The 14,095-nt window shown below is 63.0% G+C and carries 16 protein-coding genes; 9 read left to right on the top strand and 7 right to left on the bottom strand.

Annotated elements, in window-relative coordinates:
- Positions 1-14: 14 nt before the first annotated feature.
- The 4 genes from ACXAEH_RS13760 to ACXAEH_RS13745 form a co-directional block, all read right to left on the bottom strand.
- Complete coding sequence (locus ACXAEH_RS13760; protein ID WP_475033551.1) at positions 15-956, bottom strand: alpha/beta fold hydrolase; 942 nt, start codon at positions 954-956, stop codon at positions 15-17.
- Positions 917-1,405, bottom strand: coding sequence for an adenylate/guanylate cyclase domain-containing protein (locus tag ACXAEH_RS13755; RefSeq protein ID WP_475033549.1), 489 nt, complete (start codon positions 1,403-1,405; stop codon positions 917-919). Before ACXAEH_RS13755 ends, ACXAEH_RS13760 begins: the two co-directional genes overlap by 40 nt.
- Positions 1,406-1,466: 61 nt before the next feature.
- On the bottom strand, positions 1,467-2,054 hold the full coding sequence (locus ACXAEH_RS13750; protein ID WP_475033547.1) for a transglycosylase SLT domain-containing protein: 588 nt from the start codon (positions 2,052-2,054) through the stop codon (positions 1,467-1,469).
- A gap of 58 nt (positions 2,055-2,112) precedes the next feature.
- Positions 2,113-3,000 carry an AEC family transporter gene (locus ACXAEH_RS13745; protein ID WP_475033545.1) on the bottom strand — a complete coding sequence of 296 codons (888 nt, stop codon included), beginning with the start codon at positions 2,998-3,000 and terminating at the stop codon, positions 2,113-2,115.
- Between the two features lie 85 nt (positions 3,001-3,085).
- Here ACXAEH_RS13745 and hspQ point away from each other — a divergent pair, with 85 nt between their 5' ends.
- Entirely contained in the window at positions 3,086-3,412 is a 327-nt protein-coding gene (hspQ, locus tag ACXAEH_RS13740) for a heat shock protein HspQ (protein ID WP_039128385.1), read from the top strand.
- A gap of 23 nt (positions 3,413-3,435) precedes the next feature.
- Here hspQ and ACXAEH_RS13735 read toward each other — a convergent pair whose 3' ends face one another.
- The 3 genes from ACXAEH_RS13735 to ACXAEH_RS13725 form a co-directional block, all read right to left on the bottom strand.
- Positions 3,436-5,010 carry a gamma-glutamyltransferase family protein gene (locus tag ACXAEH_RS13735; RefSeq protein ID WP_475033543.1) on the bottom strand — a complete coding sequence of 525 codons (1,575 nt, stop codon included), beginning with the start codon at positions 5,008-5,010 and terminating at the stop codon, positions 3,436-3,438.
- Between the two features lie 306 nt (positions 5,011-5,316).
- Positions 5,317-5,766, bottom strand: coding sequence for an ATP-binding protein (locus ACXAEH_RS13730; protein ID WP_475033541.1), 450 nt, complete (start codon positions 5,764-5,766; stop codon positions 5,317-5,319).
- 35 nt (positions 5,767-5,801) lie between these two features.
- Entirely contained in the window at positions 5,802-6,146 is a 345-nt protein-coding gene (locus tag ACXAEH_RS13725; protein WP_475033539.1) for an STAS domain-containing protein, read from the bottom strand.
- Positions 6,147-6,241: 95 nt separating this feature from the next.
- On the opposite strand from ACXAEH_RS13725, the gene ACXAEH_RS13720 reads away from it, so the two are divergent.
- The 8 genes from ACXAEH_RS13720 (at position 6,242) to ACXAEH_RS13685 (ending at position 14,019) form a co-directional block, all read left to right on the top strand.
- Positions 6,242-7,414, top strand: a complete 1,173-nt coding sequence (locus tag ACXAEH_RS13720) for a thiolase family protein (RefSeq protein ID WP_475033538.1) — start codon at positions 6,242-6,244, stop codon at positions 7,412-7,414.
- A 99-nt stretch (positions 7,415-7,513) separates the two neighbouring features.
- Positions 7,514-7,969: a GAF domain-containing protein gene (locus ACXAEH_RS13715; RefSeq protein ID WP_475033536.1), complete on the top strand. Its 456-nt coding sequence runs from the start codon at positions 7,514-7,516 to the stop codon at positions 7,967-7,969.
- A 181-nt stretch (positions 7,970-8,150) separates the two neighbouring features.
- On the top strand, positions 8,151-8,738 hold the full coding sequence (locus tag ACXAEH_RS13710; RefSeq protein ID WP_475033534.1) for a helix-turn-helix domain-containing protein: 588 nt from the start codon (positions 8,151-8,153) through the stop codon (positions 8,736-8,738).
- Positions 8,739-8,748: 10 nt separating this feature from the next.
- The gene (locus ACXAEH_RS13705; protein ID WP_475033532.1) at positions 8,749-9,135 is read left to right on the top strand and encodes a GFA family protein; all 387 of its coding nucleotides are present in this window, start codon (positions 8,749-8,751) and stop codon (positions 9,133-9,135) included.
- The gene (locus tag ACXAEH_RS13700; protein WP_475033530.1) at positions 9,135-9,506 is read left to right on the top strand and encodes a GFA family protein; all 372 of its coding nucleotides are present in this window, start codon (positions 9,135-9,137) and stop codon (positions 9,504-9,506) included. Before ACXAEH_RS13705 ends, ACXAEH_RS13700 begins: the two co-directional genes overlap by 1 nt.
- A 15-nt stretch (positions 9,507-9,521) precedes the next feature.
- Entirely contained in the window at positions 9,522-11,969 is a 2,448-nt protein-coding gene (locus ACXAEH_RS13695) for a GcvT family protein (RefSeq protein WP_475033529.1), read from the top strand.
- Positions 11,970-12,091: 122 nt separating this feature from the next.
- Entirely contained in the window at positions 12,092-12,988 is an 897-nt protein-coding gene (locus ACXAEH_RS13690; protein WP_475033527.1) for a homocysteine S-methyltransferase family protein, read from the top strand.
- Between the two features lie 17 nt (positions 12,989-13,005).
- Positions 13,006-14,019 (top strand): GlxA family transcriptional regulator, encoded by a 1,014-nt coding sequence (locus tag ACXAEH_RS13685; protein WP_475033525.1) that lies wholly within the window; start codon positions 13,006-13,008, stop codon positions 14,017-14,019.
- Positions 14,020-14,095: the final 76 nt, after the last annotated feature.

The following is a 14,095-nucleotide window of genomic DNA, read 5'->3' as shown; positions in this document are numbered from 1 at the left end:
GCCAGCTGTGCCCTTTAGGCCGCGTGGCGCTGGATGAAGGGCATTGCGATGTCAAAGAACTCCTGGAAATCCGGATGCCCGCCAACCATGCAATGGTTGTTGCCGGGCAGTTCGACAAAGCTTGCAGCAGGGATCAGCCGGGCCGCCAGCCGCCCTTCTTCAACGGGCACTGCGCGGTCGCCCCGGCAGTGCAGAATAAGCGTTGGAACCCTGATTTCTGCGGCATGGGGCGCAGCATCGACAGCGGCGTTCATCCCGAGGATACGCAGTGCGTTTTCCGGGTTTGTGGACAGCCGCTGCAACTCATCGAAGGAATCGCCGTCCTTGGCCGCCGCGTCAGGCATGTAGGTTGTTGTGAAAAAGTGCCGGTAGACGGAATTGGGCGAGCCCCAGCCATCCCGGATCATGTTGTAGCCGATCTGATAGAACCGGTCCGCTTCCGGATCTCCCCGGCGCAAGGGTCCGCGCACGTAGCCGCCCAGCGGGATCAGGCATTTCACCCGCTCCGGGTATTGCGCCGCAAACCGCATCGAAAAGGCGGCGCCCTGGCTGATGCCGAACAGGGCAAAACGGTCCAGCCTGGCTGCATCTGCCACCGCCAGCATGTCGTCGATCATCCGGTCTTCGGAAATCTCGTCCACCTCCCAATCCGCCAGCCCGTTGCCGCGCTGGTCAAAGCGGGTCAGGCTGCAGCTGCCCGAGAACGCTGTCAGGAACTGGCCCCACACCGGGCTTTGCCATTCATATTCTATGTGGTTGATCCAGTTCGGCGCTTTCAGAACCTGCGGGCCGCTGCCGGTTGTCGAATTGGCCAGATGCGTTCCGTCGGCAGAGGTGCAGTATTTGACCTGCTGATGCAGCGCCGCTTCTGGTGCTTTGCGCTCCGGTTTCGCATCGGGGGCCCATTGCCAGACCCTTACAGGCTGCGAGATGTTCGTGACCCGTTGCGATCCCATGTCGCGGAAGCTTTCCCCCAGCTGGCCCACAACGTTTCATGCACGATGCCGGATATGCATATGCCGCCTGGCTCGGCCAGGCCTTCCAGCCGGGCGGCGACATTGACGCCGTCGCCAAAGATATCGTCACCATCAAAGACAACGTCGCCGATGTTGATGCCTACACGGTAGCGGATGCGGGTCTGTTCCGCCGCCTCCGCTTCCCACTCCGCCATCGCCTTCTGGATTTCCAAGGCGCTGCGGACAGCATCATGGGCAGAGGCAAACTCCGCCAGCATCCCGTCGCCGGTGGTCTTGACGATATGGCCGCGATTGGCTGCGACTTGCGGATCTATCAGATCCCGGCGATAGCGCTTCTGGCGCGTCAGAACGCCCTCTTCGTCCTCTTCCATGAGCCGGGAACAGCCCGCCATATCAGCGACCAGAACGGCGGTAAGTCTGCGTTCCATGCTGTGCCCTCCCCCCTGAATGCTAGGGGGGGAGAAGGCAGAAACCCAGTTGGGCTGCAGGTCAGCGGAACTTGCGGCAAGTGGCGAGTTGCGCCTGATAGGTCTGGGAGCGCGACTGAACCTGCCCGGCAACCCGCAGCAGCCAGGATTTCGAGCGGTAGCTGCCCCGCGCATAGCCGGTGTGGCCTTCGTGATAGGCCAGGTACTGGTTGCGCGCGTCATAGAGCGGAATGCCGTTCTTCTCGTAGCTTTTGCGCATGTACCAGCCCATGAAATCCGCGGCATCGCTGATCCGGTCGCGTTTGGCCCTCCGCCGCCCGGTGTCGCGGCGGTAGTCGTCCCAAGTGCCGTCCAGGGCCTGGCTGTAGCCGTAGGCGCTGGACTGCCGCCCGACCGGGATCACTCCCAGCACGAACTGATGCGGCGTGCGGGCGTCGCCGCGGAACCGGCTTTCGTGATAGATCGTTGCCATCTGCACATGCACCGGCACGCCCCAGCGGCGCTGCGATGCACGGAAGGCCTTCAGGTATTCCGGCCGCTGCTGGATGATGCTGCAGGCATTATCCAGGTTCCGCGGCGGCGCCTTGTGCCCGCCTCCGCAAGACGCAACCGCCAAGAGGAGAACGAGGGCGCTTATGAGTTTGCTCATTGCCTCTGCCCATTATCTTGTTTTGGGCAAGTTTAGCGGATTGGCGGGCGCGTGGAAATCACAATTCCAGAAGCTGGCTCAGCAGCAGTGGCAGCAGGACCGCGGACATCAGGGTGGAAACCACGACCAGGCCCGCCACAGCACTGGAATTGGCCTCAAACTTCTCCGCCAGCAGGTAGGCAGTCACCGCAACCGGCGTTGCCAGCTGCAGGATCAGCACGCCAGAGGCAACAGGGTCCAGCCCGAATGCCGCTGCCAGCCCCCAGCCCGCGGCGGTGCAGATCAGGAACTTCACCAGCGAGAATGCAATGGCGGTCCCGGTCTTCCCCGGAGTCAGCCGCGCCACTGCGGTGCCCAGCGTGATCAGCATCAGCGGCACCGCCATCTGCCCGGTCAGTTCCAGCGCATTGGTCAGAAACCGGGGTGTCTCCCAATCCTGCCACAGGAACAGCCCGCCCAGGAGCGTCGCCCAGACCATCGGCTCCCGCACCGCCTTGCTGCCGGCGCTGCGGCCGGCCACCAGGTAGATGCCATAGGTGAACGACAGGATGGCCGACACGGCCAGCATGACGACGGCATAGCCAAGGCCGGCCTCGCCAAAGGCAAACAGAGACAGGGGAATGCCAAGGTTTCCGGTATTGCCGAACACAAACGGCGCCATATAGGTCTGCCGGTCCAGCCGCCCCAAACGGCACAAAACCTCACCCGCCACTGCCAGCATCAAATGGCCCGCCAGGGCTGCCAGCATGAAGGTGCCAAGCGCACCCTTGTCCAGCTCGGTGCTCATCAGCGCGGTGAAGATCAGGCAGGGCACCGCCAGCGTCATCGCCAGCCGGGTCACGAACTGGGTGCGGTATTCAAATCCCAGCTTCACCCAGATAAAACCGGCCGCAGCCAGCAGGAACACCGGAGCGGTGATTTCGAGCACTGTCAAAGCGAGGTTCACAGTCTGTTTCCCTGAAAATTTGCGTCAAGAGTTGGACAATCCCTGCGCGAGCGCGCTATTTAAACAGGACGGGGGCTGCAAGACCATGTTGAGAACACGAGCAAAATACAATCTTGGACAGGTCGTCCGCCACCGGAAGCACCCCTTCCGCGGCGTGGTGTTCGACGTCGACCCCGAGTTTGCCAATACCGAGGAATGGTATGAAGCCATTCCCGAGGACAGCCGGCCTGTGAAGGACCAGCCGTTCTACCATCTTCTGGCAGAAAACGACCAGTCCTACTACGTGGCCTATGTCTCGGAGCAGAACTTGGTTGCCGACTATTCCGGTGAGCCCATCGGCCATCCGGATGTGCCTGAAATGTTTGGAAATTTCGATGGCGGCGCCTATGCGCTGCATTATCAGCTGAACTGACCGTTGCACCTGCCCCCCGGGCTTCAATAACCGATCGCACAGCCGTCCTTGCGCGGATCGCTGGCGCCTTCCAGCACGCCCGAAGCATTGATCCGGACCGCCTGCGCCCCGCCCAGGGGCGTATCCGGGACCTCGACCTTGTGGCCCATCTCTGCCAGGTCCTGGCGCACCGAAGCCGCATAACCGCGCTCAACTTTCAGCACACCGCCATCGGCAAAGCAGCGCGGCGCGTCGATGGCTTGCTGCAGATCCATCCCGAAATCGCTGAGGTTCGACACCAGCCGCGCATGGCCCGTAGGCTGATATCCGCCGCCCATCACGCCAAACGGCATGATCACGCCGCCGTCCTGTTTCAGCATGGCGGGGATGATTGTGTGCATCGGCTGCTTGCCTGGCGCCAGTTCATTCGGGTGGCCCTCTTCCAGTGTAAACCCGGCACCGCGGTTCTGCAGCAGGATGCCGAATTTTTCAGATGCGATGCCGGAACCGAAGCCGTGGAAGATCGAGTAAATCAGCGACACCGCCATGCGGTCTTTGTCGACCACGGTGATATAGACGGTGTCCTTGTGCACGGCCTCCGTCAGCGGCGCTGCAGCCGGCATGGCGTGCTTCGGATCGATCAGGGCTGCCAGCTTTTCTGCAGTTTCGGCCGCCAGCATATGTTCCAGCCGGGCAGTATGGTCCGGGTCCGCCAGAAACCGATTGCGGGCATCATAGGCAAGCTTGGCAGCCTCCGCCTCGATATGCGCCCGTTCCGGACCGAACGGCTCCATCCCGGCGATGTCAAAGTGTTTGAGAATGTTCAGCAGCAGCAGTGCGGTGGCGCCTTGGCCATTAGGCGGGTGCTCCACCAGATCCTGCCCCTTGTAGCGGCCTTCCACCGGCTGGGCGGCAAAGCTGCAGGCAGCGGCGAAATCCTCCAGCGTGTGCACGCCGCCCAGGGCAGACAGGGCGATTGCCATGTCCTCGGCCACCTCGCCGCTGTAAAATGCATCGCGCCCATGTTTGGCGATGCGGCGCAGTACCTCGGCCTGGCCGGGGGCGCGGAAGACATCGCCGGTGCGCAGCGGCGCGCCGTCCTTCAAATAGTGCTGCCGGGCTGCGCCCTGCAAGGTTGCCGCACTGTTGTGCCAGTCAAATGCGGTGCGCGGCGCCACCGGAACTCCTTCCTCGGCATAACGGATGGAGGGTTGCAGCAGCGCATCCAGTCCCAGGCAGCCTTCGGCCTCGGCCAGGTGGCAGAAGGCGTCGATGGCGCAGGGCACGGTGACTGCATCCGGGCTGTCCAGCGGCACAGCCGTCAGCCCTTTCGCCCGCAGCGCCGCGGCGCTGGCGCCAGCGGGCGCGCGGCCGGACCCGTTCAATGCCTGAACACCGCTGCCGGGACGTGAATAGAGCACAAAGCAATCGCCGCCGATGCCGGTCATCTGCGGCTCGCAAATGCCCAGCAGCACCGCGCCGGCCAAGGCCGCATCCATCGCATTGCCGCCCCGTTTCAGGATATCCACCGCCACGCTGGCAGCCAGCGGATGCGAGGTTGCGCACAGGCCGTTCTGAGCAAAGACCGCTGACCGGCCGGGAAGGTGGAAATCGCGCATCATCCTGCTCCTTGCTTCTGCCGCGCCGAGCCTAGGCGCATGATGCAGGAAGGCAACTCAAATCCCCGGTAGGCTGGTTGGAACGATACGTAACATGTGCAGGGAAGGGCAGGCTGAAATGATGTGTCCCCGGTGCCGCGCTCTGGTGGGGGCTAGGATACGCGGCACCAGGGGAAGCTCGTTTCAGCTACAGGTAAGGTTTCGCATATCTGTTGGGCTGCGGTGGGCCGGGAATGCGGCGCCAATGTGGCGAAGCGTTAAAATTGCGGGTAACGCAGTTTGCGGAAGGGGCGGGCTCCCGCCGCGTCAGACCTCGGCTGCGGGGCTGGTGACCTGGATTTCAAAGCAGAGCGACAGGTTGTTGCTGCCTTCGGTTCGTTCGTATTGCACTTGGCTGGCAAGCTCCCGGATCAGGAACCAGCCGAACCCGCCTTCGGGCAGGTGCTCTGTGGCGACGCCGACATCCGCAGGCTTGCCTTCCGGCAACTCCCCTTCGGGGAAGGGGGCGCCTGCATCCTGAATGCTGATCCACAGCCGCTCCGGATACAGCTCGCCCCGGATCCGCACATCACCCGGTGCGGCCCCCTCATAGGCGTGTTCGACCACGTTGTTCACGGCTTCGGTCAAGGCGATCTGCACCTCGTCCACGCGGGCGCCGGGGATTCCCAGGGACCGCAACTGGGTCACGACAGAAGAGATGCCGGAGCGGGCATCCAAATTCGTGGCCGTGAACGAGCAGGCAAAGGTTTTTACCATCGAATTCTCGCTTTGCGCCGCCAGCGCATTCGTCTTCAGGAGTTTGCGCCAGCCGGAGCGGTTGCGTCGCTGAGCGTGCCGTAAAGGTCAAAGACCGTGTCCATGCGGGTCAGGCGGAAGACTTTCTCCACCATCGGGGTCAGCCCGGCCAGATCCAGCTTGCGGCTGCCGCCCAGCTGCTTCATCGCGGCGACAATCGCGCCCAGCCCGCTGGAATCGATGAATTGCACGTCGGACAGATCCAGGATGACCCGGTCCGGACCGCTTTCGGTTTCCGTGCGCATGTCCTCCTTGAACTGGATGGCCATGGCGGCATCAATGCGCTCTGCATTGACTTTGACGATCTGTGCATCGCCCGTCATGGTGGTCGTCAGGCTCATATCTGTCCCCCGGGATGTAACGTCATTTCGCAGCACTCTAGACCGCAAAGCTTACTATTCTGTAGGTTTTATTTTGACGATTGGAGGAAAATTGCATGAAAGATGTTGTTATCGCCGGAGCGGCCCGGACGCCGATGGGCGGGTTCCAGGGCATGTACGAGGGCGTAACGGCAGCGGAGCTGGGCGGCGCCGCCATCCGGGCAGCGCTGGAGGGCGCCGGCACGGCTACTGTCGACGAGGTGCTGATGGGCTGCGTGCTGCCTGCGGGCCAGGGTCAGGCACCCGCGCGCCAGGCAGGGTTTGCTGCGGGGCTGGGCGAAGAGGTTCCCGCGACCACGCTCAACAAGATGTGCGGCTCCGGCATGAAGGCGGCGATGATCGCCTATGACCAGATCGCGCTGGGGTATGCGGATACGATAATCGCTGGCGGCATGGAAAGCATGACCAATGCGCCCTATGTGCTGCCCAAGATGCGCGGCGGCGCCCGCATCGGCCATGGCCAGGTGATCGACCATATGTTCCTGGACGGGCTCGAGGATGCCTATGACAAGGGCCGCCTGATGGGCACCTTTGCCGAGGACTGTGCCGAAAAGTTCCAGTTCACCCGCGAGGCCCAGGATGAATACGCTCTGAAATCATTGTCCAATGCGCTGGAAGCCCAGGAGAGCGGCGCCTTTGACGGAGAGATTGCGGCGGTCACCGTGAAAACCCGCAAGGGCGAAGTAGTGACCGATGCGGATGAACAGCCGAAATCGGCGCGCCCTGAAAAGATCCCCACGCTGAAACCCGCCTTCCGCAAGGATGGCACGGTGACAGCGGCCAATGCCTCCTCGATTTCGGACGGTGCGGCGGCGCTGGTGCTGGCCTCCTCCGAGGCCGCCGCGGCCCAGGGCCTGCAGGTCCGCGCCCGCATCCTGGGTCACGCCAGCCATGCCCAGGCGCCGGGCTGGTTCACCACCGCGCCGGTCCCGGCGGCGCAAAAGCTGCTGAAAGACATCGGCTGGCAGGTGGAAGACGTCGATCTATGGGAAGTGAACGAAGCCTTTGCCGTGGTGCCGATGGCCTTCATGCATGAAATGGGCCTCACCCGCGACAAGGTGAATGTAAACGGCGGCGCCTGTGCGCTGGGCCACCCGATCGGCGCCTCCGGCGCCCGGATCATGGTCACCCTGCTGAACGCGCTGGAAAAACGCGGCCTCAAACGCGGTGTGGCCGCCATCTGCATTGGCGGCGGCGAGGGCACAGCAATTGCGATTGAACGGGTCTGATCCGCTTTCCCTCTTGCCGAAAATATCCTCGGGGGTGAATTGACCGTCAGGTCAAGAGGGGGCAGACAGCCCCCTTAATGCGTTGAAGGAGAGCTGCCCATGCGGGCCGATTATGAATCCCTGGCCAAAACCATCGCCGCACTGACCGAAGGCGAAACGGATGAGGTTGCACTGATGGCGACCGTGGCCTGCGAAGTGCATCATGCCGACAGCCGTTTCGACTGGACCGGATTTTATCGCGCAGTGGCGCCGGAACTGCTGAAGATCGGCCCCTACCAGGGCGGCCACGGCTGCCTGCAGATCCCGTTTTCCCGCGGCGTCTGCGGCGCAGCGGCACGCACCGGCGAGGTGCAGCTGGTGCCGGATGTGGAGGCTTTTCCCGGCCATATCGCCTGCGCGTCCTCGACCCGCTCGGAGCTGGTGCTGCCGGTCTGGAACGGGCAGGGAAATCTGATCGGTGTCTTTGACATCGACAGCGATCAGCCGGATGCCTTCACCCAGGAGGATGCGGAGCATCTGGCGGGGATCCTGGCCCAAGTGTTCGGCCGGTTGTGATTCGGCGGTGAAGGGGCTTTGCCCCTCGGCCTGGCGGTCTCGCCCCAGGATATTTGGAACCAGAAAGAATCAGCCCGGCGCCTTTATGCGCTGGGTTTTTTCATGGGGTGTCCCGGTCCGTGAAAAAATGCTTGGAAATTTCACGGATTCGGGGCATCGTGAAAAACGAGGAGATTTTTTCATGGACGGGAGAGAGCTGGTGAACGACCAGGCGCTGGCAGCGGCCACATTGGGAGCGGACATCCGGGCCTTGCGCAAGGCGCGCGGGCTGACGCTGGCGGATGTCGCGGCGGTGCTGAACCGTTCGGTCGGCTGGCTGAGCCAGGTCGAGCGGGACATGTCGGAACCGTCGATCTCGGACCTGCGCGAGCTGGCCCAGGCGCTGGGCGTGCCGATGTCGATGCTGTTTGCCCATACCGAGGCGCCCGCCGAGGAGCATGGCTATGTGGTGCGCGCAGGCAGCCGCCGCCCGATGGGCTCGGGCGAGGAAGGTCTGATCGAAGAGCTGTTGTCGCCGGACCTGACCGATGATTTCGAGATGGTGCACTCCACCTTCCAGCCGAACTCGCGGATGCAGACCCCGGCGCACCGGCCGACGCAGGAAGTCGGCTACATGATCTCGGGCAAGCTGGACCTGCTGATCGGCGGCCGTGCCTTTACCGTTGGTCCCGGCGACAGTTTCCGCATCAAGCATGAACCCTATCAGTGGTCGAACCCCTATGACGCGCCCGCCGTGGCCGTCTGGGTGATCGCGCCGCCGGTCTACTAGGAGACACGTGATGCACAAGGGATCCTGTGAATGCGGTGCGGTGGCCTTTGAAGTTCATGGGCCGCTGCGGGCCGTGACTATCTGCCACTGCAGCCAGTGCCGCAAGACCAGCGGCCATCTTTGGGCCGCCACCTCGGCCGCGGATGCGGATTTGGTGATCACTCGCGGGGACGGGCTGAAGTGGTTTCATTCCTCGGATGCGGCCAAACGCGGATTTTGCACCGGTTGCGGTTCCAGCCTGTTCTACAAGCGGGACGGCATCGACAAAACCGCCATCGGCGCGGGCACGCTGGATGGTGAAACCGGGCTGCAAGTGACCAAGCATATCTTCCTGAAAAACAAGGGGGATTACTACGATGTCGCCTGCACCGCCAAACAAATCCAGGGGTGGGAGTGATGATCAAGGGATCCTGCCTCTGCGGCGGCATCCGGTTTGAAACCGCAGCGCACCCGCAAGGCCCGTCCATGTGCCACTGCAGCCAGTGCCGCAAGCAATCGGGCGGCATCTGGTCCTCGGCCTATGTCAAGGACACGGAACTGACCATCACCGGCCCGGTCAGCTGGTATGAAGCCAGCCCGCAGGCCAAACGCGGCAGCTGCCCGCGCTGCGCATCCTTCCTGTTCTGGAAGGCGCATGATGAGGACACCACCAGCTTTGCGCTTGGCGCCGTCGATGGCGCCACGGGCCTGAAGATCGAAAAGCACATCTTCACCGCCAGCAAAGGCGATTTTTACGAGATTGCGGACGGCGTGCCGCAAAAGGACTGAGACTAGGGAGCGAACATGTCTGATTTTCCAACCAAGGCCCGCGTGGTCATCATCGGCGGCGGCGTCGTCGGCTGCTCGTCGCTTTATCATCTGGCCAAGAAGGGCTGGACCGATTGTGTGCTGCTGGAGAAAAACGAGCTGACTGCCGGCTCGACCTGGCACGCGGCGGGCAACGTGCCGACCTTCTCGACCTCCTGGGCGATCATGAACATGCAGCGCTACTCGACCGAGCTGTATTCGGGCCTGGCCGAAGAGGTCGACTACCCGATGAACTACCATGTTTCGGGTTCGATCCGTCTGGCGCACAGCAAAGAGCGAATGCAGGAATTTGAACGCGCGATGTCCATGGGCCGCTACCAGGGTATCCCGATGGAAATGTGGACCCCGGAAGAAACCAAGGAGCACTATCCCTTCCTGGAGACCCATGACCTGGCGGGGGTTCTCTATGACCCGACCGACGGCGACATCGACCCGGCACAGCTGACCCAGGCCCTGGCCAAGGGTGCGCGCGACATGGGCGCGAAGATCCTGCGCTTCACCCCGGCGACCGATGTGACCCAGCACGAAGACGGCACCTGGACCGTGCACACCGAAAAGGGCGACATCGACTGCGACTATGTGGTGAACGCCGCCGGTTACTATGCACAGCGCGTGGGTGAGATGTTCAAGCCCTACGGCGGCCGGACCGTGCCTGCCATGGTGATGGAGCACCAGTATCTGCTGACCGAGCAGATCCCCGAGGTCGAAGCCTGGTCCAAGGAACACGGCGGCAAGCTGCCCCTGATCCGAGACGTGGACGTGTCCTACTACCTGCGTCAGGAAAAGCACGGCTACAACCTCGGCCCATATGAACCAAACTGCAAAGGCCACTGGCTGACCGAAGACGATCCGATGCCCGAGGACTTCTCGTTCCAGCTGTGGCAGGAAGATCTGGACCGGATCGAGGATATCGTCACCGACGCGATGGAGCGGGTGCCGCTGATGGCGTCCTCCGGTGTCTCCAGCGTGATCAACGGCCCGATCCCCTATGCCCCCGATGGTCTGCCGATGATCGGCCCGATGCCGGGTGTGAAGAACGCGTTTGAAGCCCACAGCTTCACCTTCGGCATTGCCCAGGGCGGCGGCGCCGGCAAGGTGCTGGCCGAGTGGATCGTCGATGGCGCGACCGAGTGGGACATGTGGGCGGTCGATCCGCGCCGCTACACCGACTACACCGACCAGGACTACTGCAACCAGAAGGGTCTGGAAGTCTACGGCAACGAATACGCCATGCACTTCCCGCACCACGAGTGGCCGGCCGCGCGCGACAAGAAGGTCAGCCAGGTGCATGCCCAGATCAAGGAAATGGGCGGCGTGATGGGGGCCTACAACGGCTGGGAACGCGCCAACTGGTTTGCCAAGGATGGTGACGATACCTCCGAGGAAGCCACCCACACCTGGGGCCGCTCCGGCCCGTGGCAGCAGCGCATCAAGGAAGAATGCGAAGCGGTCCGCGACGGCGTCGGCGTGCTGGACCTGCCGGGCTTCTCGCGCTTCAACCTGGAAGGCGAAGGCGCCGCAGAGTTCCTGCGCGGCCTGGTCACCGGCGGCCTGCCCAAGATTGGCCGGATGAACCTGGTCTACTTTTCGGACGACCGCGGCCGTATCCTGACCGAGATGTCCTGTGTCCGTCACGGCGAAGACCACTTCACCATGATCACCGCAGGCTCGGCCCAGTGGCACGACTTTGAGATCCTGCGCAACGCTCTGCCCGCAGGCCTCTCCCTGACCGACTGCACCACCGAATACGCGACCATGATCGTCACCGGTCCGAAATCGCGTGAGCTGTTTGCCTCGCTGTCCGACGCCGATCTGTCGCTTGGCTGGCTGACCCACCAGGAAGCCACCGTCGCAGGCAAGCCCGCCTTCCTGGCGCGCGTCTCCTACGCCGGCGAACTCGGCTGGGAAGTCCACTGCGCCAACGAGCATCAGGCCGGCATCTATGCGGCTCTGATCGAAGGCGGTGCCAAGCCGTTTGGCATGTACGCGCTGAACTCGCTGCGCATCGAAAAGGGCTACCGCACCTGGAAGGGCGACCTCAGCACCGACTATACGCTGCTCGAAGGCGGGCTGGAGCGTTTCGTCAAGCTGGACAAACCGCAGGACTTCCCGGGCAAGGCCGCGATCCAGAACGAAAAGCAGCAGGGCGTGAAGAAGACCTTCGTCACCCTGATCGTCGAGGCGGGCGACGCGGATGCACCGTACATGTCCTGCATCTGGAAAGACGGCGAGATCGTGGGCGAAACCACCTCCGGCGATTGGGGCTATCGTGTGAACGCCTCCATCGCGCTGGGCATGGTGCGGCCTGAGCTGGCGGTGCCGGGCACCGAGCTGGAGGTTGAGATCTACGGGCAGAAATGCCGCGCGGTGGTTCAGAAAGACGAACCGCTGTGGGATCCGGCCAACGAGCGCCTGCGCGCCTGATGACGGGCATCGGCCTGGGCTGCAGCAGCCCGGGCTGACGCCTCAAAGAATGACAGCCTGCGCCGCCGGATCGTTTTATGTATCCTGGCGGCGCTGGCGCACTAACGAAAGGTCACTGTGTTATGGCTGAGATCACGCTTCTGGATGGCTCGATCGGGCAGGAAGTTGTCAAACGCTCCGGCGACCGGGCGACGCCCTTGTGGTCCACGTCGGTGATGATCGAAAAGCCCGAGGTGGTGGGCAGCGTTCACGCCGACTATTTCGCTGCCGGTGCCACCATTGCCACCATGAACACCTACGCCGTGCTGCGCGACCGGCTGGTCCGGGCCGGTATCGAAACCCATTTCGAAGAATTGCTGGCCAAGGCTGCCACCCAGGCCGCCGCCGCCCGCGAAACACATGGTTCAGGCCGCGTTGCTGCCGCGCTTGGCCCCTTGATCGCCTCCTACCGCCCCGACATCTGCCCGCCCGCGGAAGAGGCCAAACTCGCTTACGCCGAACTGGTCCAGCTGCTGGAGCCAACTGCGGATCTGTTCCTGATCGAAACCGTTTCCTCGCTGGAGCAGGCCAAGGGCACGCTGATGGGCTGCGCGGGCACGGACAAACCCGTCTGGCTGGCCGCATCTGTCTCCGACGAAGACGGCACCCTGCTGCGCTCCAGCGAGCCGCTGGCAGACCTTGCCCCGATATTCGAGGACTTCCAGCCGGACGCGGTACTGCTCAACTGCTCCCGCCCCGAAGTGATCGGCGCAGGCCTTGAAATCGTGAAACGCTTCGGCAAGCCCTTTGGCGCCTACGCCAACGGCTTCACCCGGATTTCCGAAGGCTTCCTTCAGGACGCCCCCACCGTCGACGCGCTGGAACAGCGCCAGGACCTGGGGCCTAAACCTTATGCGGAGTTTGCGATGGGCTGGGTTGCCCAAGGTGCCACCATCGTAGGCGGCTGCTGCGAGGTTGGCCCGGACCACATCGCCGAACTGGCCCGCTGCTTGCGCGCAGCCGGGCACCGGATCGTCTGACGAAAGGGGGGATCAGCATGGCAACTTCCGAAAAACCCAAAGCCGCCGACCCGGCCCGGGTCTGGAGCATCGACATCGTGGTCTGTGATGGCTTCGTGCTGACTGAGATGTCGGCCGTGGTCGAAGTGCTGCGGATCGCCAATCGGGTGCTGGCCCAGCCGCCGTTCAAATGGACCGTGCGTTCGCTGCAGGGCGGGCGTATCGGCTGCAAGGCGGGCCTCAGCGTCGATACCGAGCCCTTCGCGACCAAACCGGACGCGGATTTTGCCTTCTTCCTTGGCAATTCCGACCCGGATCACCCCGGCCTCAGCCTGGGCCGCGTGATCTCCAGCTACACGTCGCGTGGCGGCAAGGTCTATCTGCTGGCCGAGGCCGCCGCCCGCTATATCCGCGACCAGGGCGGTGCGGCCGGACGGCTGACGACCCATTGGGAAAATTCCGTCCTGCTGCGTGAGCGCATGGGGCTGAATGACTCAAGCCATGCGCTGGCCAGCGAAGACGGGCTGGTGGTGACTTGCGCAGGCATGGGCTCCACCGTCGACATTGTGCTGGCGCTGGTTGGCCGTCTCACTTCTGCTGCGGCTCAAATGACGGTGGGCAACATCATGCTGCATGAGCAGGTGCGCGATTCTTCCTCGCTGCAGCCGTTCTCGGGCGTGAAGCCGACAATCACCGGCGACAGCGAGCTCGACCACTGCATCCGGATCATGCAGGACAATATCGAGGAACCGGTTCCGATCAATGAGATCGTGGATGAACTGGGCATCTCAACCCGCTCTTTAGAGCGCAAGTTCAAGACCTTCCTGGGAACAACCCCCAACGGCTTCTACCGGGAAATGCGGCTCTCCAAGGCCAACAACCTGCTGCTGAACACCACCATGAGTGTTCGCGAAATCGGTCTCGCCTGCGGGTTTCCGAACGGATTCTCCAGCCTTTACAAGAGCTTCTTCGGAATCACACCCTTTGTCCTGCGCAAGCGCCGCCGGATGGGGGAGGACGGGGCGGAAAATATCCTCAAGGCCGGAGAATAGCTACGGAAGCCTGACGTTTTTCATGCATTTTGCGCCGCCTATTCGTGATAGTCAGGCGCGAATACTCATTCAGGAG

This window comes from Leisingera sp. ABM4_060 (assembly GCF_056158765.1).
This window is presented reverse-complemented; position numbering and strand designations above follow the sequence as displayed.

What these genes read in the sequence shown, in the direction of transcription:
- ACXAEH_RS13720 (WP_475033538.1), top strand. Translation starts at nt 6,242, where the DNA reads ATGAAAGATGTTGTTATCGCCGGAGCGGCCCGGACGCCGATGGGCGGG.
- ACXAEH_RS13735 (WP_475033543.1), bottom strand. Translation starts at nt 5,010, where the DNA reads ATGCGCGATTTCCACCTTCCCGGCCGGTCAGCGGTCTTTGCTCAGAAC.
- ACXAEH_RS13750 (WP_475033547.1), bottom strand. Translation starts at nt 2,054, where the DNA reads ATGAGCAAACTCATAAGCGCCCTCGTTCTCCTCTTGGCGGTTGCGTCT.
- ACXAEH_RS13705 (WP_475033532.1), top strand. Translation starts at nt 8,749, where the DNA reads ATGCACAAGGGATCCTGTGAATGCGGTGCGGTGGCCTTTGAAGTTCAT.
- ACXAEH_RS13690 (WP_475033527.1), top strand. Translation starts at nt 12,092, where the DNA reads ATGGCTGAGATCACGCTTCTGGATGGCTCGATCGGGCAGGAAGTTGTC.
- ACXAEH_RS13685 (WP_475033525.1), top strand. Translation starts at nt 13,006, where the DNA reads ATGGCAACTTCCGAAAAACCCAAAGCCGCCGACCCGGCCCGGGTCTGG.
- ACXAEH_RS13710 (WP_475033534.1), top strand. Translation starts at nt 8,151, where the DNA reads ATGGACGGGAGAGAGCTGGTGAACGACCAGGCGCTGGCAGCGGCCACA.
- ACXAEH_RS13725 (WP_475033539.1), bottom strand. Translation starts at nt 6,146, where the DNA reads ATGAGCCTGACGACCACCATGACGGGCGATGCACAGATCGTCAAAGTC.
- ACXAEH_RS13715 (WP_475033536.1), top strand. Translation starts at nt 7,514, where the DNA reads ATGCGGGCCGATTATGAATCCCTGGCCAAAACCATCGCCGCACTGACC.
- hspQ (WP_039128385.1), top strand. Translation starts at nt 3,086, where the DNA reads ATGTTGAGAACACGAGCAAAATACAATCTTGGACAGGTCGTCCGCCAC.
- ACXAEH_RS13730 (WP_475033541.1), bottom strand. Translation starts at nt 5,766, where the DNA reads ATGGTAAAAACCTTTGCCTGCTCGTTCACGGCCACGAATTTGGATGCC.
- ACXAEH_RS13695 (WP_475033529.1), top strand. Translation starts at nt 9,522, where the DNA reads ATGTCTGATTTTCCAACCAAGGCCCGCGTGGTCATCATCGGCGGCGGC.
- ACXAEH_RS13755 (WP_475033549.1), bottom strand. Translation starts at nt 1,405, where the DNA reads ATGGAACGCAGACTTACCGCCGTTCTGGTCGCTGATATGGCGGGCTGT.
- ACXAEH_RS13700 (WP_475033530.1), top strand. Translation starts at nt 9,135, where the DNA reads ATGATCAAGGGATCCTGCCTCTGCGGCGGCATCCGGTTTGAAACCGCA.
- ACXAEH_RS13760 (WP_475033551.1), bottom strand. Translation starts at nt 956, where the DNA reads ATGGGATCGCAACGGGTCACGAACATCTCGCAGCCTGTAAGGGTCTGG.